Here is a 20,057-nt window from a genome sequence, read left to right as displayed (position 1 = left end):
ATGAAGATCGTCAAACCAATGACGCTGGGTCTGATGCACCGCCCCTACCGCTGGCAGGGCAGGCACCGGCTACTGGTCGCGACTTTGAGCTTCTTCACGCTGGGCGGTCGTGTCGACAGCCTGCTGCGCGACAACCTGCAATGGCGCAAGGTCATGGCGGCCCTGCCGTCGGGCCGGCCGCTCGATGAGTTGATGCCCAAGGCGCGCGGCGAGGTGCTGCTTGCTGGGAGCGCATACGCCGCGCATGGCCTGGCAACGACCGAGCAACTGGTGCGATTGAAACTGGGCAAGATCGACAAGTCATTGCGTGTGCTGGGCGATCGCGAATGGATGTACGGCATGCTGCCGTTTTTCCGGATCACCGAGCCGTCGCCGTTCACCCAGATGCCGTTGAGCTGGAGCCGGGCGTATGGCGGACAACGGCATCCGGCCAATCCCGAGGGTTGCGGCTACGATCCCAATCCGCTTGCCGCGCTGTTCGGTCGCAATCAGGGGCGCATGCCCAATATCGAGAGCCCCGATCGCCCCGTGCGGGGGCATCGACGCCGCTATGCGCCGGCCGGTTTCGGTCAGCTCGACGTCGGCTGGCTGCCGCGCCGTCAATGGATCGGTACCTATGGGCGACGCTGGCAGAGCGAACCTTATCCCGGGCTGGCCGACGATACGCATCGCGAGTTCTTCAATGCGGCACCGCTGGACCAGCGCGTCGCCGGCTTTTTCGAAGGGGGCGAAAGCTATCGTCTCGAAGGCATGCATCCGACGTTACCGGTCATCGAGGGGCAGCTACCGGAGTTTCGTCCGCGCGCCTTCGCGCATCGTGCCGGCCATCCCGCCGATGCGGTCGAAGAGGTGGCGCTTGCATTCGATACGGTGTGGTTCTTCCCGGATGCGGAGCTCGGGATAGCGATTCATCGTGGCGAGATTGACGTCGAAGACAGTCTCGCGCTGGACGTGGAAGCGTTGATGGTGGCGTACGAGCACGCCGGCGATCCGCCGCGTTCGCTCTTGCACTACGGCCAGGTGCTGGCCCTGCGCCTCAATCGCGACACCGCCGCACGACATGTCTTCAATGAAGCCCAACTGACGCCGGAGCCCGATGCCGGTGTGCGCGCGACGCGCCAGGCCGAGGAGCTTGAAGAAGTCGCGCATCGGCAAGCTGCGCAGGCCGAGCGCGATGCCGGACTTGCCGCCGAGTTCGAGGCAAGCAGCGGCATGCCCGCACCGCCGGCCGCCGCAAGCCTGGTACCGCCGTTACCCGTGCCCAGCAACGCGGCAATAAAGCGCGGGGATTTCGACCTGGGTGCCTTGCTCGATGCCGCCGAGCAGGTGGGTACACAAGCCAGCAAACAAGCGCAGGCGCGTCGCAAGGAAGCGGCCGAGCAGTTAGCCGAACTGCCGGCTGTAGCACCGCAGGCTGCCACCACGGTCGAGCAGGCATTGGCACGAGCGAACGGCAAAGGCGAGCCAGGGCTTTCATTGGCCGAATTCGGTGCGATGTTCGGCGTCCCGAGCATATCGATCGAGCAGGTCCAGGACCTGCAACGACGAGGCCGGCTGGCTGCACCACAGCCCAGCGCGCCGGGTTTGCCGCTGACACCGGAAGCCGCTGCGGCGATCGGGCAGTGGATCTTGTTGCGGCTGCGCGAGGGCGGCTCGCTGCATGGCTGCGATCTGGCTGGCGCCAACCTGCGCGGCGCCATGCTCTCGGGGGCGGACTTGCGCGGGGCCTTACTCGAGGCATCCGATCTGAGTGGTGCGCAGCTGGACGGTGCCGATCTCAGCGACGTCGCCTTGACCGGCGCCACCATGGATCAAGCCAACTGTGCGGCCGCGTGTTTCGACGGCGCCAATCTGGCGCGCACACGGGCGCACCGCGCGATTTTTCGTGGCGCTCGCTTCACTGGCACGCAAGCCACCGAAGCCGATTGGCGTGGGGCGGATCTGGCCGGCGCACGCTTCGAACAATGGGTGGCGCCGAACATCGTGCTCGACGACGCCAACTTGGAGCACGCGACCTTGAGCGATTGCGTATTGCTGCATGCCAAGGGCGACGGCAGCCGCTGGGCGCATTCGGTCTGGCAGCGCACGGTCGCGCTCGGGTCGAGTTTCCTCAATAGCGACTGGCAGGAGGCAGCACTCAGCCGTAGCGTGCTGATGGAATGCCGTTTGAACGACAGCGTGTGGACCGGTGCCGAGTTGAGCCGTGTCCAAGGTGGCGGCGGCGCGGACTGGTCACGTGCCGATCTGCGGCGTGTGCATGCCGGTCATAGCAGCTGGCGCGACGCGACGCTGGTCGATGCCAACCTGAGCGAAGGCGAGTTCCGCGAATGCGATTTCAGCGGCACGCGGCTCAATCACGCCATGCTCGAGCACACGCTGTTCTACCGCTCGTTGTTCATGGGTGGCGTGCTCACCTCGTGTCACGCCGAATCGGCGGATTTCTTCCAGGCCATGTGCCGGCGCGCGGATTTTCGCCTGGCCAACCTGCGCGACGCCAACTTCGTGCAAGCCGAATGCACCGAAGCCTTGTTCGAGCATGCCTGTCTCGATGGTGTCCGCATCGAGCCGGGCCGGAGTCTGCGCGGATGATCCAGTGGAGCGACATCGCGCATCTGCAACGCCTGGGGCGGCCGCTGCATGCGGTGGATCTGGGCGCGTTGGATGGTGGCGGTCGACAGATCGACAACCTTATTGCCAGTCGGGTCACCTGGATCGGCGCCGGCCTGCGCCAGAGCCACCTGAGCGGCGTGGCTTTTGTGGATTGCGACTTGAGTGGCGCGGATTTTCGCGGCGCCGCACTCGACAGCTGCAGCTTCACCCGTTGCCAACTCGGCCAATCACGCTGGGAAGGCGCCACGCTGAATCAGACGGCGATCACCCAGGGAACGCTATGCGATAGCGCCTGGGGTGCGAGTGGTATCGCCTTGAGCGCATTCACTCAGGTGGACATGCGCCGGATCGACTTCAGCAAGGCCAACCTGCATCGCGCCGTGATCGCACAAAGCCAGCTCGATGGTGCGGTATTCGAACACGCCGTCTTGTCGCAAACGGTGATGCCCGATGTGGACTTTCGCAGTCTTCGGCTTAGTGGCCTGGTTGCGCAGGCGTCGGTGCTGCGCGCGGGACGGTTCGATGGCATGGATTTGAGCGGACTATGTTTGCAACGTTGCATGCTCGAAGCGGCAAGCTTTGTCGATGTCGACCTGCACGGCGCCGACCTGCGCGAAGCCAACTGCCGCCAGGCCCGCTTCGAGCGCTGCAACCTGCGTGGTGCAAACCTGGGCAACGCCTTGCTGCTGGAATCGACATGGATCGATGTCGACGCCGATGCCGCTCTGTGCGAGGGCAGTCTGTTTCAGTCCGCATCGATGCAACGTGTTTCGCTACGCAAGGCGCATGCGGGCGGCAGTGTCTGGGATCACAGTCATCTGCAACAGGTCGAGCTTGGCGGTGCCGACCTGCGCTACGCGCGCTTCGACCATGCCCAGGGCGAGGGCATCGGCCTGCAACACGCCAACCTCGCCCATAGCAGTCATCACAACACTCGTTTTGTCGATGTCGATCTGCATGGCGCCCAAAGTCGGCGCCTGCGCAGCACGTCACCTGCACGCCTGGTTGCCGAGGCGCGCTCACTTTCTCTGGAGATGCACTGATGTTCGCTGCCCATCGCGCCAAACCTTCACGTCATGCACCGTACTGGTTCGAAGCCGTCATCCATGAAGCGCTTGGCGGCGACTCCTGGCGTCTGGACGACGGCCGGCCGGCTCGTCAGGCCGTGTCCTGTCTGGTGACACCGCAGGCGGGCGATCGCGTGCTGCTGATCAGTGCCGCTGGCGGCGAGCATTTTGTGCTGCACGTGCTATCGCGCGAGGACGGCGGCCGCGCCACTCTGGCGGTGCCCGGCGCCGACAGCGTATCGATTCGTCAGGCCAACGTGGATATCTCCAGCCAGACCATTGCCTTGCGCGCCAGTAACGAGATCGAGCTGACTGCGGTGCAGGGGCCGTTGTCGCTCAATGCCCGGCAGATCTTTACCAACGCGTCGGAGTCGTTGGTACAGACCGCGCGCAGCTACATCGGTCAGGTCGAGCAGTTTCTGCTCAATGCCAAGCAGCTGCTGCGCCTGCATGGCGAGCAGACGATGATCACTGCGCGGCAGGATGCCAAGATCGATGCCGAACGCATCAGCCTGGGTTGAGCCATGTTCGTCAACACCAACCTTGGCGTGCTGAACCTCGCTTTTCCGGACGTCTGCTTCGTGCCGGTGCTGGGCATTCCCACGCCGATGCCGTTCCCGAATATCGCTTTGTCGTTTGCCGATATTCCCGCGCAGTTCGAGGTGATCGTCGGCGGTGGCCTGGCTGAAAATCTCGTCACCGTCGGTGCGATCAGCAATGGTGACCAGCCCGGTGCGGAAGGCGGTGTGGTGTCGCATCTGTTCATGGGGCCGTTCCGTTCGTTGCTCGGCAGCTTCAAGGTGTTCATGGGCTGCATCCCGTGCACCCACATGCTGGGCGTCGTGGGGCAGAACGGCCTGTTGCCGAATATGGTCGGCGTGTCGCTGACGCCGGCGCAGGTCACCGTGGTGGTGCTCAGCTGATGCGTGGCCTTGCCCGCATCGCGTGCATCGTGCTGGCGCTGGTCGCGCTTTCTGGCTGCAGCACGATTGCCAGTCTGCTGCCCGGGCACCAGAAGACGACGAGTCTTAGCAGCGTGCGTGTGGCGGCGCCACCGGGCGCCAATCTCAATTCGGCGACGATGCTCGATATCGTCTTTGTCTACGACACGACCAGCGTCGCCATGCTGCCCAAGAGCGGTCCGGACTGGTTTGCGCAGAAGACGGCCTTGTTGAGCGGCCTGGGTAAAAACATCGATGTCGTGTCGCTGCAGATTCCACCGGCCACGGTGATCGACCCGGTGGCTTTGCCCAGCAAGGCCGGCAAGGCGATCGCCGTCTACGGCTTCGCCAATTACCAGGCCAAGGACGGGCAGGCGCGCAGCGACATCACCGCGTATCGGCACGCCGTGGTGTGGCTGGCCGCAACTCAAATCACCGTGACCGAGCAATAGGGCAAGCCATGAACGCCGTCGTCGACACCTTGCCACCGCTGCCCGAGGCCGTCTCCTGGTCCGAAGGCATGTTGCTTTCGCCGCAGCACTTTCAGCAGAACGATATCTACTGGAATCAATTGCTGCAGCAGCGCCTGGCCATACTCCAGCCGTTTGGCTGGGGCGTGCTGGACATGGCGCTCGACCCGACCGAGCTGGTGAAGGGGCGGGTGGTGCTGCAACGCCTGCGCTGCGTCATGCCCGATGGCCTGCTGATCGAGTATCCGGGGCACTTCGCCCCGCTCGATCTGTCGATCGATCTGTCCAAGAACGACTGGACCACTCAGCCACGCGTCATGGTGCACCTGCGTGTTCCCGTGCGCGGCAAGGGGGCAGCGAGCGACATCGGCGACATGCAGCGCTATACGATCGAGCGCGGCAGCATGGAGGCGGACGAAAACACCGGCAAGGACGATATCGTCGTCGATCGCATGCGCCCTAAGATGACCCTGGCGGCGGGCGCCTCGGTGGCCAAGAGCTACTGCTCGTTTCCCTTGCTGGAGTTGTTCGGCGACGCGCGCGGCGTGCATCTGACCAGCTATCACCCGCCGATGTTGCGTATCGACGCCTCGGCCTTCCAGGGCGATGCGGGGCTGCAGCGGCAGTTGGCGACGCTGTCGGAGGCGCTCTGGCAAAAATACCGTGAGCTTCTGGGCGTGCGCCTGGACGACCAGGGGCAGGCGCGCTATGACGCCGAAACCGGTGCTCAGGTGCATGCGGCGCGGTATCTGGTGATGGCGCTGCCGGCGTTCGATGTCATGCTGCAGGCGGGCACAAATCACCCCAGCCAGATGTATCAGGCGTTGGCACAACTGGTGGGGTGTGTGGCGGCGACCTCGGGCGCACCGCAGCCGCCGGCCATGAAAGCCTATGACCACAGCGACTGCCTGCCGCAGTTCCAGCTGGCGATCGGTTACGTGCGCGACCAGTTGGCCCGCCTCAATGCGGACTATCGCGTACTCGAATTCCAGCGCGTCGGCGCCTCGGGTTTCCGCTGCGTGTTGCCGCAAGGCATCGCTACGACAAGCTTGCTGATCGAGCTGCGGCCGCGGGCAGGGCAGAACGTGCAAGGCCTCACGCAATGGCTGGACAGCGCACGCACCGCCACAGAGGAGCTGATCTATCTGCTGGTGCGCCGTCGCTATCCCGGTGCGACGGTACGTGCGGCGACGCCGGCCCAGGTCGCCGCGCTCAACCTGCGCCCGGGCGCCTTTGTCTACGAAGTAAGCAACGGCAGCATCGAGGTGGATACCGGCGTGACGCGGCCGTTGATTGCCGATGGCCACACGCTGGTCATTCTGGGCGAACCCGACGAGAACGTGCCGGCGGCCATCACCTTGTATCTGCCGCGCGAGGCCACGCGCTGACCCATGAGCACCAACGATGCCGCCCCGAGTTTCCTGCTGGCACGCTTCTCCGCCTTCTACGAGGAAGTCGCGCGGATCAAGCTTGCCGCGCAAAAAGGAGAGCTCGCGCGGATGCTGCAACCGGCCGAGCCGCATGAGCAGATCGAGCCGCACCAGCTGGCCGAACGCGTATCGCGTCGCCTGCTGGCGGTGCTCGATCGTCAATCGCGCGATGTCGTCGCGGCGGCGACCGAAGCCGAACTGCAGGCGTATCGGCGCGCGCGCTACGTGATGGTCGCGCTTGCCGACGAGATCTTTATCCTGGACCTGTCCTGGCCGGGTGCCGATCATTGGCCCGAATACCTGCTGGAATACGCCGTCGAGCGGACCCGTATCGCCGGGCGTCGTTTTTTCGATTACGTCCAGGACCTGATGGGCGTGAGCGAACGCACCGCGCTGGACGCCGATCTGGCCGCCGTGTTGCTGCTCGCCCTGCAGCTCGGTTTTCAGGGCATGTATCGCAGCCACGAAGGGCGCCAGAACCCGAAGCTGCGCGAATGCCGTGCGCGACTCTATCCGCTGGCGAGCGGCAAGAAACTTGGCGCGGCGGTGGCGCATGCGTTTCCACAAGCTTATGAGTACACCGTCGTGTCCGATCGCGACAACACGCGCATCGCGTTGGCACCCTGGCTGCGCGGCGCTGCGTATGGCGCGATCGGATACCTGGTGTTGTCCTCGCTCGTCTGGCTGCTGCTGACCTGGTCGCTGCTCGACGCGATCGGTGGTGCGAAATGAGCGGTGTTGCGATGTTCTGCGCCAATGCGCCGCCGCTAAAGCGGGGGTGGCGATGACGTCACTGTTTACCGCTGCGGTAGTGCTGGCTGCGATCGCCTTCGTGCTGATTGCGTGGCTGATGTGGCGTGCCCGTTCGAAACCGATCGCGGCACGACCGCCGCAGAATCGCGCCGGCCAGAGTCGCTGGGTCCTGCTGCGCGACAACCTGCGCCGGCGTTATGCCGTGATCGATCGCGCATTCCGATATGTCACCGCGCGTCGCGACTGGCGTTATAGCAGCTCATGGCTGTTGCTGATGGGGTTCCCTGGTGACGGCAAGAGCAGCATCGCCGCGTCGATGCCCGACAACATGCTGCGTGCCTCGCAGCGCAGAGACGCCCGGCAGGAGGCCTATCTCAATGCCGCCGCGCCGAACACGCAGTGGCGCTTTCTCGAAAAAGGCATCCTGATCGATCCCGATCGCGTGATGGGCGAACCGCCCGCCACCTCGGCGACCGATCCGCGCTGGCCGGCGATCATTGCCGATCTCGACAGCCTGCGTCCGGACCGTGCGATCGACGGCATCGTCTGGGTGATTTCCGCGGCGCGTCTTCAGGCGGCGACCGAGGCCGAACGCCAGGCATTGGGGCGCTATGCCTATGCGCGTGTGCATGAGCTGCAGGATGCATTCGCCTATGCCTTGCCGGTGTATGTGGTCGTCAGCCAGTGCGACAGCCTGGTCGGATTCGATGCGTTCTGGCAGGCGCAGGATGCAAGGCTGCGCAATGAAATCGTTGGCTGGTCCAGTCCCAGCATCGACGATAACGGCCTGCCGGCCGAGTGGGTGCCGAAGGTCTTTAACAAGCTGATCGAGAGCATGCGCGCGCTGGTGCTGGCGACGGCGACCAGCAAGGACGAGATCAAGGATGTCGACGACTTTTTCCTGTTCCCGCAGCACATGCGCAGCTTGGAAAAGCCGCTTTTGAGTTTTCTCGAGGCATTGTTCAAGCCCAACGTCTACGAAACCCGTTCGTTCTGCCGTGGCGTCTACTTTACCGGCGCCATCGGTGCGAGTGTGGGAGCCAAGAGCGCCTTGCCGCGCAAGGACATCGCTTTCGCTGCCGGGCTGATCGAGGACAAGGCGCTGGCCGAACAGCGTCTGGCCCAACGTACGCAGAAAGGCCTGCTTGCGCGCAACCGTCTGATCCGCCGACTGCAATTGAGCCTGATCGGCATCGCGATCGCACTGGCGATTGCCTTGCCGTGGAGCGCAGCTCAAGTCAATCACCATGCGCAGACCTTGCGCGATACGTTGCTCAATATTTCCGTCAACAGCAAATCGTTGAGCCAGCACAGCTGCCTGGATCAGGAGCGCATCTACAAGCTGGTCGGGCAGATTTCGTCGCTGAACGAGCGCACGCGGTACACCGCCATCCCGCTGTCGTGGGTCGACCGGCGCATCAATCACGGCGTGACCGACGTGCTGTCGGGCAACGCCTTGCAGCAAGTCGTGATGCCGTCGCTCGCTTGCAAGTTGCAGCAGAAAATCGACGCGCTTTCGGCGGCATCGCTGCAGATATCCGAATCCTTGTCGACACCGGATGCGGCTTACGCCAACGACCAGAAGCAGCTGAAGCATCAGCTCAGTGAACTGGCTATATTGGAGGAGAACCTGCAGCGCTTTTCCAATATCGCGCAGCCGGGCATGATCGATGAGCGCCGTCTGCTGCTGGATTTCGGCACGCTGACCGATTACGTGTATGGCAAGCCGTTGCCCGAGGAGACGCTCAAGCACGACAGCCCCCTGGCCGATGCGCTGCTCGAGGCCACCTATGCCAATGCGCCCGCGGTCACACCTGAAATACGCCAGCACATGGTGAAGCAGTTCGACAGCATGGCGGCACAGGCGCAGGGTGATCTGTTAGGGCGTACCGGTGCGGGCGTACCGCTGCTTTCCTCATTGCAGGAGGGCAAGCCGCCGCTGCTCGATACCTTGCGCAGTTTTAATGGCTGGCTCGACTGGGTCCACCTTGCCTGGCTGCACAGTACGCCCACCGACAATCCGTGCACCCGCATGGGCGCGGAAATTGCACCGGGTATCGAGGACTTGATTCGCGATCATCACTACGATCCGAGTCTGCGCAACACACTGGCACGCTTCGACAGCACCTCGTGCTATCAACCGGCGGTCGACGAACTGCGCAGCGCAACGCTGCCGCCGTACGGCGCGCTGTTCCTGGTCAATCCGACCAATCATGAGTTGGAGGGCATCAGCCCGGGACTCAGTGGCGAGGCCAGTGGCCTGCGTGCGCTGGCCCAGGTGGGTTTCATGCAACTCAAGTCGCCCGAGTCGTACAGTTGCAACGGTGCTGCCGGTGGCTGGAATCCCAGTACGTTCGATCAGCTGCTGGCACAGCTTCGCGAGTACCAGGTTTTCGCGAGCCAGGAAAAGATCAGCCAGCTGACCCCGGCGGCCAAGCAGCCCTTGTACGACCGGCTCGCGCGCATTCAACTGCAGCTTGCCCTGCAGGACAGCCTGGCGCGCAACCAGCGTGCGCAAGTAGAGCCGATCGATACCGGCCTGGATGCCAGTTCGCAGCTCGATCGCGAACTTTCCGACGAAAGCGCCAACCTGGCTGCCGCGCTCGATCCACTGCTGCAATCGCAGCAGCGCATGCGTCAGCTGGGACTGGGCACGGTGGCCGACGAGGTGGGGCAGTGCGCGCAAAACTATGGATCGAGCATGTTGCTCGACGTGTCGGCGCTGGCATCGTCCAGCCATCTCTACGATCCGGCGATACAGCCCGGAGAGGACGACGCGGCTCCCTTGTTCGATCTGGGCGCGACGCCGGTACTGCAAGGGTATCTCGACCGGCAACTCCAGCGGGTGCAGGTGCTGTCGCGTTATGCGGCGCCGTTCGTCACCCTGCTCAAGCAGACCCAGGGCGTCAATAACAGCCAGCGCGTCAACGCCCAGACGGATACATACTGGGGCAATACGATCAGCGAGCTCAATCGCGCGGTGCAGTTTGCCGACCCGGCCGGGCAGACGGCGCACTTGAACGACTTTTTCCTCAAGCAGCTGGGCGCGCTGAGTTACGCCAATTGCGATGCCACGCTCAACGGCTATGCATCGGCCGCGACCGGAAACGATCTGTTTTCGATGCGCCGTACCGCGATGGAAAAAATCGCGCATGCCGCGTGCGTCGGGCACGGCCAATCCGGTTCGGATCTGCATTACATGCGGATTGGCATGCTGTTCAACAGCCAGGTCGCGGGGCGATATCCGTTCGGGCCTGCCGATTCGCGCGAGGTTTCGCCGGCGGTCGTCAAAGCGTTCTTTGCCTATTACGCCAAGGAAAAACCGGAACTCGAAACCTGGCTGACGAACGCCAAAGGCAGCAAGGCCGCACAGATGAAGGCGTTCATCACCCAGCTCGATGGCGTGCAGGCGTTTTTCGCTGGCAATCTTTCGGCGACGCCGCAGAGCGCGCCGATCAACCTGGATATCGGCTTTCGCGCGTTGCCTGGCGATTCGCCGGTAAGCAACCAGCTGATCGGCTGGACGGTACGAGCCGGTGACAACCAGACCGTTACCTGGCCAGGGTCGAGTACGACACTCAGTTGGAGCTTCGGTGATCCGGCCACGCTGGATCTGCAATGGGCCGACCGCTCGCACTACACGCCGTTGCCCGATGGTACGCAAGGCGACTTGAGCGTGAGCGGCTATCACGCAGTGTTCCAGGCCGGTGGCGCGTGGGCCGTATTGCGTTGGCTCGATACCCATGCCGCGCCGGCGTCGATCAGCCCCTTGGATCCGAATCAGCGCCTGCTGCGATTCCAGGTGCCGGTACTGGACAACACCGCGCCAGCGGGTACAGGCAAGGGAGCGGCATCGACCAGCAATGCCGACTTCTACCTCACGGTGAAGTTTTCCGGTGTCGACCCGGCCACCAAGGCACCCGTATCGCTCGAACCGCCCACATTTCCGCGGGAGGCGCCCGTCCTGTGGTGACTCTCGCTGCCAGAGAAGGAATCGAAACCATGAGCCTGCATGCCCTCGCGATGCCGATGGCACCCGACGATACGACGGTCTTGCCGGACGACGGCGGGTATTTCCAGCGTTACCACGGCGTCCCGTTGGCGCGTCTGTTGGCGCCATTGGAAGGCACGTTTCCGACCGGCCTGCCGATGCGCGGCACGATGAGTTACCGCATGGTGGAGCAGGCGCGCCATAGCGACGACGCCACCTTGCCGATGGGCTCCTGGGCAGTCGAGCTCAAGCGCGCCAACTGGCCGAAAACATCGTCACTGATCGTCAATGCTCTCGATGGGGTTGGCAAGGACCTGCAATTTGCCTCATGGCTGTTCGAGGCCGAGTTGAACCAGCGTGGCTTCGCCGCTATCGCTCCCTGCTTCATCTTGTTGCGCGGCCTGTGCGAGACATGGTGGAACGAGCTGCATCCGCAGGGCGACAACGGCGACTTCGACGCGCGTTGCAATATCGTGCGTTGGCTCAACGAAAAGCTGCTGACCACCTTGTCGCTGCTGCCGCTGGTCGACGACGGCGACCGGGCAGCTAGTTGGTCGCATTGGGAGCTGGCGCATTACTACGAGCGCCTGCGCGCCGTGCATGGCGATCTGCCGGACGAAGCGCGGGACGCAGCGACGCTGGACGATCTGCATGAGTTGCTGGCGGCAAGCAACGCGGAGGCGTTGCGCGAACGGCATGCGGAACTTCAGCAGGGGCGTGAGGCGATCGCTGCGTTCGAACGTTTTCTGCGCGAGCGGCTCGGTCACGACGCACCTTCGCTGAACAAGCTGGACGACATGCTCGCCAAGGTCCAGGCGCCGCTGCGTGGCGAAATGGCCAGGCGAGGCGAGGGCATGGAGCGCATGCCTGCAGCAGCGGCCATGCATGCGGAGGGCAACGACGAATCGATGCATGAGGATGATATCGATGACGCCGACGACACCGGCGAGGCCACGAATTCGCTGGCCCAGTTGCTTGGCGATCGCGAGCACGCCTATCGCGTGCTGGCCGAGATAGGCGACTACCTCATGCAAGTGGAACCGCATAGCCCGGTGCCGTATCTGATTCGCCGCGCCGTCGCGTGGGGGCAACTCAATGCGGCCGAGCTGTATCAGGAAGTATTTCAAAAGTCCGGCGGTCGGATCGATGTCTTCGACCTGCTTGCCGGTGACGCCGATCCATCGTGAATCAACCAGGGGGGGAACATGCCTAGGCCAAAGCGAAAAAGCGACTGGAGTCGTTTCGAGGTCAAGGACAAACGCACAGGCGTAAAAAAAGCGCGCGTAACGCACTCGGCCAGCGACAGCAATGCATACCAGGCATTCAAGGCAGCGGCGAACGTGGTGCGCGCGCGTGGTTTTGGTCATCGGCAGGAAAATCTCGCCGGCAATATCCAGCGAGCGCTTGTTTCGGGTACGTTGCGCCGTCGAACAAAGGGCGCCAAGCGTGATGCGTTGACCAACGTGAATGTGCTCAATCCGCTTCATGCGCCGGCGATCAATAACAAATCGCATTTGTTGCCAGATGTCTATGGTGGGCCGAGCGTTCAACACAATTTGATCAACGAGGACCGTACCGTCAATCTCAGCGCGCATAAGCCGGTGGAAAATCGAATTGGAAAATTCATTGCTGCTGCAACGGCGCCGGGCGACAGACACCCGCTGAAGCGCCGCGGCAGTATCGTGATTGTCGACTCGTTCCACCCGGCTACTGGCGCACCCACACAGCGCGACTACCACGTTCACACCGATGCCGGTAACGGCGTAGCGGAGCGGTTCGACAAGTTCACCGTCAAGCACTTGTAACCGCTGGAAAGGGTTCGAGAGCATCGCGAATCGAGCCGGCAACACGCGGTCGCATCACAGTTCACTTTCAACCGGATTTGATCTCCCATCCCCTGCGAGCGGTGCATCATGCCAAAGTCAACGAAGGACCCACTTTCGGCCAGAAGCGTTTTCATGAGCGCGCGCAACAGCGTGCGTTACGTGATGGGGAAAATGCCGCCAAAGCAGCAACGGCGAATGGCCCGTCTCAGCCGCAAGGGCTTGAATCCGATCGTCAAGCAACAACTCAAGCAGCTTCAGGCGCCCTGGGTTAATTGGGTAACAAATCCAGGGACGGCTACCTATAACGCAGCGATTCGGGTGACGGCAAGACCGCTGCTGACCAGCCGTCCGGGAGCCACGCCGACGTTCGTCGGAATAGGGCTGGATGAAAATGTCGCCACCCGCCTTCTGAAGCAGCGTGCCAATTGGGTGGGTATAACGGCGCCACAGGCCGAGGACATCTTTGGCTCGCGCTCGCGTACCTCCGACCTCGTATGGCGAACTGCCCATCCCGGTGGTGCTGCCGCGCCCGGTAGCTGGGAGCCCATCACCGGGCACACGCCATCGATCAAGAATCAGCTTGTCGGCGGTACGACGGGCGCGCGCACGTCCGAGCACAATACGCGGGATCACGATCGCGAGCATGCCATCGATACGACCGTGGCCGATGCAACGTCGCCCAATCGCTTCCGGGATATTGCGGTGATGAGTTCACTGGCAACGATCAAGCATATGGCCAGCCCGTCGACCGAACTGAATCTGGCCAAGGCCGATATGGCAGCGATGCCGACCGCGCGCTATTCAGCGTTGACCGGCACCGGCGATCTGCGCCAGCCGCAGCATTTCGACAGCCTCGTAGCGCATGTTCAAGAAGAGCGTGAGCGCAAGAAATGGGAAGTGGGTGCGGTCATGCATGGTGACGATCGGCTCAGCCCTCTGGTGCCGCCAGTGATTCGCAGCTACCTGGGCACGCATGGCAATGATCCGCATAAGGCCATGGAAAGCTTTCGCCAGGACGTGCACGGTTGGTCCTGGTTTGCGCCTCCGGTAAATACGTCGGTGACTTCGGATACGCGAAACCTCGACAGCAAATCGCTGCATCAAATGGCGACCAAGACCCAGCAAACCGGTCGCCGGCAACGTGCGCTCAGCGACGCGCGAATGTTGCCGCCGGTGGCGCCGGGCAATAGCCGTGGCTGATCAATGCATCGACGGATGTGAGAAGGATGCTTTGGGTGTGTGGGCGCGCGGCGATCACGCCCCGAGGGAAGCCCTACCGGCGCTTTCGTGAATGCAAGCCTTCGTGAAACTGTCTGCTGCGACGCGACTTGCCTCGATCTAAACCGGAATTCTAAGCTTTTGGATCGATGTGGTAGCGAACCGCGCACGCTGGCCTGATGGGGCTGCTACAGCGAAACCTTTGCCGGGGACATACCCGACCCTTTGGAGCCGGGCACTCAGCCTACCTATTGTTTATATATAAAGTATGAGTTTACAAATGAACGCAACATTATGCGTGGCCTCTCCAGAATTCCTGTTGCAATGCGACTTGCATCGATTTAAATTCGGGCTATAAGGTGCCTTTCAAGATAAATATGAACTTTAAGTTCGTATATGAATGATCTCTCGCGGGGGCGAGCGAACTAAGGGCGCACCACGGCGGCCGGGAAAGACGGGGTATGCAGAGCATGAGCTCGATACAGCTAAGTAGCGGTACAGCGGTGCAGCCAACGTGGCCTGCACGACGGTTGTGCGCATGAAAGACGCGGACTGTGGCTTGGGCGAAGTCGGCAAGGCCTGTGTCCGGACTGCACTGATTGTCGGCGTCACGCTCGGACTCGCGGCGACTGCGGCCGCTGCTCAACAGACGATTATTCCACCCGATGCGGCCACGATCGAACGGCAATGGGTCGCCGCGAACCGCCCGTACGACGAAGCGCGCAAGAGCATTCTTGCGCAGGTAAAGACGACGGCCTGGCAAGGGCCGATGCAGCCGGATTGGCAAAGTCTGACCGCCTACAGCACGCCCGAATGGTATCGGGATGCCAAGTTCGGCATCTTCATCCACTGGGGCGTGTATTCGGTAGCGGCCTACAAGGGCGAGTGGTATCCGCGCCACATGTATGAGCGCGACGGCGAGTACGCCAACTATCACCAGCATCAAGTGGACACGTATGGCCCGATGCCGCAGGTCGGCTACAAGGACCTGATTCCGCGCTTCAAGGCCGAACACTTCGATCCGCAAGCCTGGGCCAGCCTGTTTCGCGAAGCGGGCGCGCGTTTCGTGGTGCCGGTCGCCGAGCACCACGATGGGTTTGCCATGTACGACTCGAAACTGTCGGACTGGACCGCGGTGAAGATGGGACCCAAGCGCGACGTGATCGGCGAACTGGCCAAGGCCATTCGTGCGCAGGGCATGAAGCTTGGCTTGTCGTCGCATCGTGCCGAACACGACTGGTTCTACGAATACGGTCGTCGCTTCGACTCGGACGTCAACGATCCGCGCTATGCCGCGCTGTACGGTCCGGCGCACCCGCTGCAATCGACCAAGGGCGAAGACGGCCGGGAGGTCGACTGGACGTTCGTGTCCGATGCCTACCTCGACGATTGGCTGGCGCGCTCGGCCGAGATCGTGCAGGACTATCACCCCGACCTGATGTATTTCGACTGGTGGATCGGGCAGCCGCGCTTCCGTGGCGCGTTGGCCGATTTCGCCGCGTTCTATTACAACCAGGCCGCGGCCCGCCAGCAGGGCGTGGTGCTCGATTACAAACTGGACGACATGCGTCCCGGTACCGGCACCTTGAATATCGAGCGCGGGCAGGCGGCGGAGATCCGTGAACAACCCTGGCAGACCGAAACGTCGATCAGTCCGGACTCGTGGGGCTACGCCGAAGGCGACACCTACAAGACGCCGGACGAAATCGTGCAACTGCTTGCCGATGTCGTCAGCAAGAACGGCGATCTGCTGTTGAACATCGGGCCCAAGGCCGACGGCAGCATTCCCGAGCCGGCGCGAAACATCCTGCAGGCGATCGGCCAATGGCTGCATGCCAACGGCGAAGCGATCTATGGGACGCGGCCGTGGCAACGTTTCGGCGAAGGTCCGACCCAGGTCGTCGCCGGCACCATGGCGGACACCAAGACCAAACCGTATACCGCACAAGATTTCCGCTTCACGCGCAAGGGCGATCAGCTCTACGCGATCGAGCTGGGCTGGCCAACGGCCGGACATGCGTTGATTCGTTCGATCGGGCCGACGCTGAAAGTGACGGCGGTGACCTTGCTGGCAACCGGCAAACCGGTGCCTTACAAGCAGCAACCCGATGGCCTTCATCTTGATCTGCCGGCACAGCCGGCGGGTGTGCATGCCTACGCCTATCGCATCGGTCTGGATGCGCGTGGGAAGGAAGCGAAAACAACAGGGATGACATCGCTAGCGGATGGCATGGAGAAAAACCGATAAAGCCGTTACGCCGCTTTGTCACGAGTAGGAAAGCTTGAAGCGTCTGTTCCGTGCAGGGGAGAGCAACAACGGATCGGTGCAGGTGAACGAACGCGATTTTAAAAGCAATCACAACATTGAAGGTTTCACGGGGAGAGGTAACCATGAACAAAATCTTTTTGCGACACAGCGTACTGGCCAGTTCTCTGGCGCTGGCGCTTTTCACGCCGCACGCGTTCGCGCAGTCGGCGTCGTCCGGTAGCGATCAATCATCCACACAGCAGGACGCGCAGTCGTCCAGCAAGCCGGACAAGGCGGTCGAGCTGAAGGAGGTCACGGTCACCGGTTCGATGATCCCGCGCGTGCAAGTGGAGGGACCGGCACCCGTGATCAGCCTCACCGGCGAGCAGATCAAGCAGCAGGGCTTCACCACGCTGTGGGAATTCCTCGATTCGCTGCCGCAGGTGGGCCAACAGTCATCGGACCCGGCCGCTTGGGGTTCGAGCTCGGTCAATGCGCGCTCGGTCAACCTGCGTAGCCTGGGCCCAGGCTTCAGCCTGCTGATGATCGACGGTCATCGCGTGGTGGATTATCCGCAGCCGTTGAACAAGCAGAGCAACTTCCAGAACTACAACAATATCCCCACCGGCATGATCGACCATGTCGAAATCCTGGCCTCCGGCGCTTCGTCGATTTACGGTTCGGATGCGGTGGCGGGTGTGGTCAACGTGATCCTGAAGAAGAACTATCAGGGTGACGAACTGCAGGTCACTGGCGGCGGTGCTACGCGCGGTGGCCGCGCCTATGGCGACATCAACTTCTTCGGTGGCAAGTCCGGCGACAACTGGCACGTCATCTACAACCTGGAGAAGTCCAACCGCACGGCGTTGTGGGGTATGGATCGTCCGTATCAGGACTCGGTGTCCGATGCAGGCTACGGCTCCTGGGGCCCGGCTTCCCGCATGTTCGGTTACCAGTATGACGCGGCCGGCGCCGTCGCCCTCTCCGCGATGAACGGCAACGGCCAGTACATCACGCCGCCGACGGGCACCTGCGGCAAGTTCACCAACTCGCAGTTGAGCCAGTCGCATAGCGTTACCGCCAACGGCACGCAGATCGCCAGCGTGACCGACAACGGCTTCTACTGTTCGCAGCCCGCGCTGTTCCAGAACTGGGTGCTGACTCCCGGTAGCCGCAGCAACAACGGTTTCATCGCCGGCGAGTATGACCTCAAGAACGGCTTGCAGCTTTATGGTTCGGCGGCCCTGTATCAGACGGTGGGTATCTCCAATACCCAGTTGAACGTCTTCGGTACCGGCCAGTTCTACGACCAGGCGACGGGGCAGGTGATCAACCAGGCGATCCGCCAGTTGACCGCGCAGGAAATGGGTACGTCGGCCAATACCCACGATCGCGAGTTGAACTGGAATCTGCAGGCGGGCGTGCGCGGCACGATATTCGACGGCAAGTTCAACTGGGATTTGAATCTCAACACTCAGAAGTACATCGTGCGCGAGGATTACACTGCGTACAACAGCCAGGGCATGCAGAACTTTTTCCTCGGCAAGCAGCTGGGTACCACTGCCGATGGCTTGCCTATTTACAACATGAACTGGCAGCAGTGGTGGAACCCGATCACGCCACAGCAGTACAGCCAGTTCGCCGTCAACGGCGAGAACACGTCGTCGTCGTGGCTGGACCAGGCGCAGTTCCGCATCAACGGCGACCTGTTCAAGTTCCCGTGGGTGGACGAATCGGTAGGTTGGGCAGCGGTACTAGAAGCTGCCCACAACGGGTTCCTGCTCTCGCCCGACTCGCGCGGTACCGACCCGAACACGTTCCAGAACCCGTTCGGGGCGAATCTCACCGGTGGCGGCACTCGCCAGCGTTATTCGTTGGGCACCGAGTTCCGCGTGCCGGTGATCGACTCGCTGACCTGGACCATCTCCGGTCGCCTGGACAAGTACAACGACGCCAGCAAGGCTGACATTGCCCGCACCTGGGGTACCGGCCTCGAATACCGTCCGTATGACGGTCTGCTGCTGCGCGGCAGTTACGGCACCAACTTCAAGGCGCCGGACATGCAGGCCATCTACCTGACCGGCTCCACCTCGCCGATCGGTGATTTCATCGATCCCCTGCAATGTATCAACGCCATTAAACAAGGCCAGAACAACAACACCTGGTGCAGCCAGGTGCAGCGCCCACCCTCGCAGTACTACACCTTGTACACCAACGGTAGCCGCCTGCTGTTGCCGCAGACCGGTCACTCCTGGACCTACGGTTTCGTGTGGCAGGTTCCGGGCGTGCAGGGTCTGTCGTTCTCCGCCGACTACTGGCACATGGGCGTGGACAACGCCATCCAGTACCTCGACCAGAACACCGTGCTGAACGACGAAGCCGGCTGTCTTACCGGCGTGAAGCCGAATGGCACCTCCGGTCTGTCGCCTTACACGGCACACGTGCCGGGTTCGGCGTATTGCGCGATGGTGACCCAGATGGTTCAGCGCAATGCGTCTGGCCAGATCGTTTCGGTACAGTCCGGCCCGATCAACGAGGCATCGTTGTATGTGAGCGGTGTGGATGCGTCGCTGGACTACAAGTTCCACACCGACAATGCCGGTGATTTCCGCGCCAACATCAACTACACCAACAACCTCTCGTACAAGCAGCGCGTGCTGGCGTCAGATCCGTTGCAGAACACCCGTTATAACAACGTGGCGAGCAGGGTCACGTGGATCGCCGACTGGAACAAGGGCGACTGGAACGTGTCCGTCTCCGGCGTACGCGACGGCAGCATGCGCGCTCCGAACTACGGCGGTTGCGATGTGCTACCCAATGGCATCCAGCCGGGCATGGTGACGGTGCCCAATGGCGGCGAATCGGTCAGTACCGGTATTTGCCAGGTGACTCAGGATGGCAACCAGGTCAACGTTGCCGACACCATGTACAAGGGCAGGACGCCGGTGTGGATCACCTGGAATACCGCGGTCGGCTGGCAGATCAACAAGGAGACCACGCTGAAGTTCACCGTGTCCAACATCTTCGACAAGGTCTCTACGATCCCGTACTACGCCGGTGGTTTCGAGTTCGTCACGACGGGCCAGACCGCCAGCGAATACAACGGTCGCGAGATGTTCCTGACGTTCGATTACAAACTCGATTGAGGCTGGTTTGACTGAGCAGGCTTGATGGAAGCCTGCCTGCGTGGAGAAAGGGGCTGCCTGAGTGCAGCCCCTTTCTGTTTTGGCGACAGAGTACGGTGCGCCTGTCAAGCAAAAAATATTTTTGCCGACCCCTAAACTATTTCGTCGATCCCGGGATAAGTCTCTTATAGGGGGCGTCACAGGGGCGCCCCCCGCATAAGTTTGCGGAGAGCGTCTCATGGTCGCAGTGGTATCGGGTAACGGGCTGGGTCTGGGCAATACCTCGTTGACGCAGCTGGGCCAGTCGCAAGGCGGCGCGGCGAGCCTGGGGCAGGCGGGCGGTGGGGCGTACGTCAACACGGCCAGCGGCAACCTGAT

The 20,057-nt window shown here is 62.3% G+C and carries 13 protein-coding genes; all 13 read left to right on the top strand.

Translation table 11 applies throughout. The features are described from left to right. The 13 genes from ACZ6WW_RS14695 to ACZ6WW_RS14635 all read left to right on the top strand — a co-directional run bounded on the left by ACZ6WW_RS14695 (window position 1) and on the right by ACZ6WW_RS14635 (window position 19,700). Window positions 1–2,589 carry a DUF2169 family type VI secretion system accessory protein gene (locus ACZ6WW_RS14695; RefSeq protein ID WP_465274867.1) on the top strand — a complete coding sequence of 863 codons (2,589 nt, stop codon included), beginning with the start codon at window positions 1–3 and terminating at the stop codon, window positions 2,587–2,589. Continuing rightward, window positions 2,586–3,653, top strand: coding sequence for a pentapeptide repeat-containing protein (locus tag ACZ6WW_RS14690; protein WP_465274866.1), 1,068 nt, complete (start codon window positions 2,586–2,588; stop codon window positions 3,651–3,653). The genes ACZ6WW_RS14695 and ACZ6WW_RS14690 overlap by 4 nt, the downstream gene beginning before the upstream one ends. Further along, window positions 3,653–4,198, top strand: coding sequence for a DUF3540 domain-containing protein (locus ACZ6WW_RS14685; RefSeq protein ID WP_465274865.1), 546 nt, complete (start codon window positions 3,653–3,655; stop codon window positions 4,196–4,198). Before ACZ6WW_RS14690 ends, ACZ6WW_RS14685 begins: the two co-directional genes overlap by 1 nt. A gap of 3 nt (window positions 4,199–4,201) precedes the next feature. Then, window positions 4,202–4,600 (top strand): DUF4150 domain-containing protein, encoded by a 399-nt coding sequence (locus tag ACZ6WW_RS14680; protein WP_281848945.1) that lies wholly within the window; start codon window positions 4,202–4,204, stop codon window positions 4,598–4,600. After that, a complete protein-coding gene (locus ACZ6WW_RS14675) occupies window positions 4,600–5,070 on the top strand; it encodes a hypothetical protein (protein ID WP_465274864.1) in 471 nt (156 codons plus the stop codon). The genes ACZ6WW_RS14680 and ACZ6WW_RS14675 overlap by 1 nt, the downstream gene beginning before the upstream one ends. 8 nt (window positions 5,071–5,078) lie before the next feature. Further along, a complete protein-coding gene (gene tssK, locus ACZ6WW_RS14670) occupies window positions 5,079–6,476 on the top strand; it encodes a type VI secretion system baseplate subunit TssK (protein ID WP_465274863.1) in 1,398 nt (465 codons plus the stop codon). A 3-nt stretch (window positions 6,477–6,479) separates the two neighbouring features. Continuing rightward, entirely contained in the window at window positions 6,480–7,250 is a 771-nt protein-coding gene (locus ACZ6WW_RS14665; protein ID WP_281848942.1) for a DotU family type IV/VI secretion system protein, read from the top strand. A 52-nt stretch (window positions 7,251–7,302) separates the two neighbouring features. Further along, window positions 7,303–11,244, top strand: coding sequence for a type VI secretion system protein (locus ACZ6WW_RS14660; RefSeq protein ID WP_465274862.1), 3,942 nt, complete (start codon window positions 7,303–7,305; stop codon window positions 11,242–11,244). Between the two features lie 29 nt (window positions 11,245–11,273). Continuing rightward, window positions 11,274–12,449, top strand: coding sequence for a type VI secretion system protein TssA (gene tssA, locus ACZ6WW_RS14655; RefSeq protein WP_465274861.1), 1,176 nt, complete (start codon window positions 11,274–11,276; stop codon window positions 12,447–12,449). An 18-nt stretch (window positions 12,450–12,467) separates the two neighbouring features. Further along, complete coding sequence (locus ACZ6WW_RS14650) at window positions 12,468–13,067, top strand: hypothetical protein (RefSeq protein ID WP_465274860.1); 600 nt, start codon at window positions 12,468–12,470, stop codon at window positions 13,065–13,067. 153 nt (window positions 13,068–13,220) lie between these two features. Continuing rightward, window positions 13,221–14,288 carry a hypothetical protein gene (locus ACZ6WW_RS14645; protein WP_465274859.1) on the top strand — a complete coding sequence of 356 codons (1,068 nt, stop codon included), beginning with the start codon at window positions 13,221–13,223 and terminating at the stop codon, window positions 14,286–14,288. A gap of 556 nt (window positions 14,289–14,844) precedes the next feature. Then, window positions 14,845–16,554, top strand: a complete 1,710-nt coding sequence (locus ACZ6WW_RS14640; protein WP_465274858.1) for an alpha-L-fucosidase — start codon at window positions 14,845–14,847, stop codon at window positions 16,552–16,554. A 143-nt stretch (window positions 16,555–16,697) separates the two neighbouring features. After that, window positions 16,698–19,700, top strand: a complete 3,003-nt coding sequence (locus tag ACZ6WW_RS14635) for a TonB-dependent receptor plug domain-containing protein (protein ID WP_465274857.1) — start codon at window positions 16,698–16,700, stop codon at window positions 19,698–19,700. Window positions 19,701–20,057 lie beyond the last annotated feature (357 nt).

This window comes from Dyella sp. NPDC103356, from assembly GCF_055584465.1.
The sequence above is the reverse complement of the archived record's forward strand: the minus strand, read 5'-3'. Positions and strand labels throughout refer to the sequence as shown.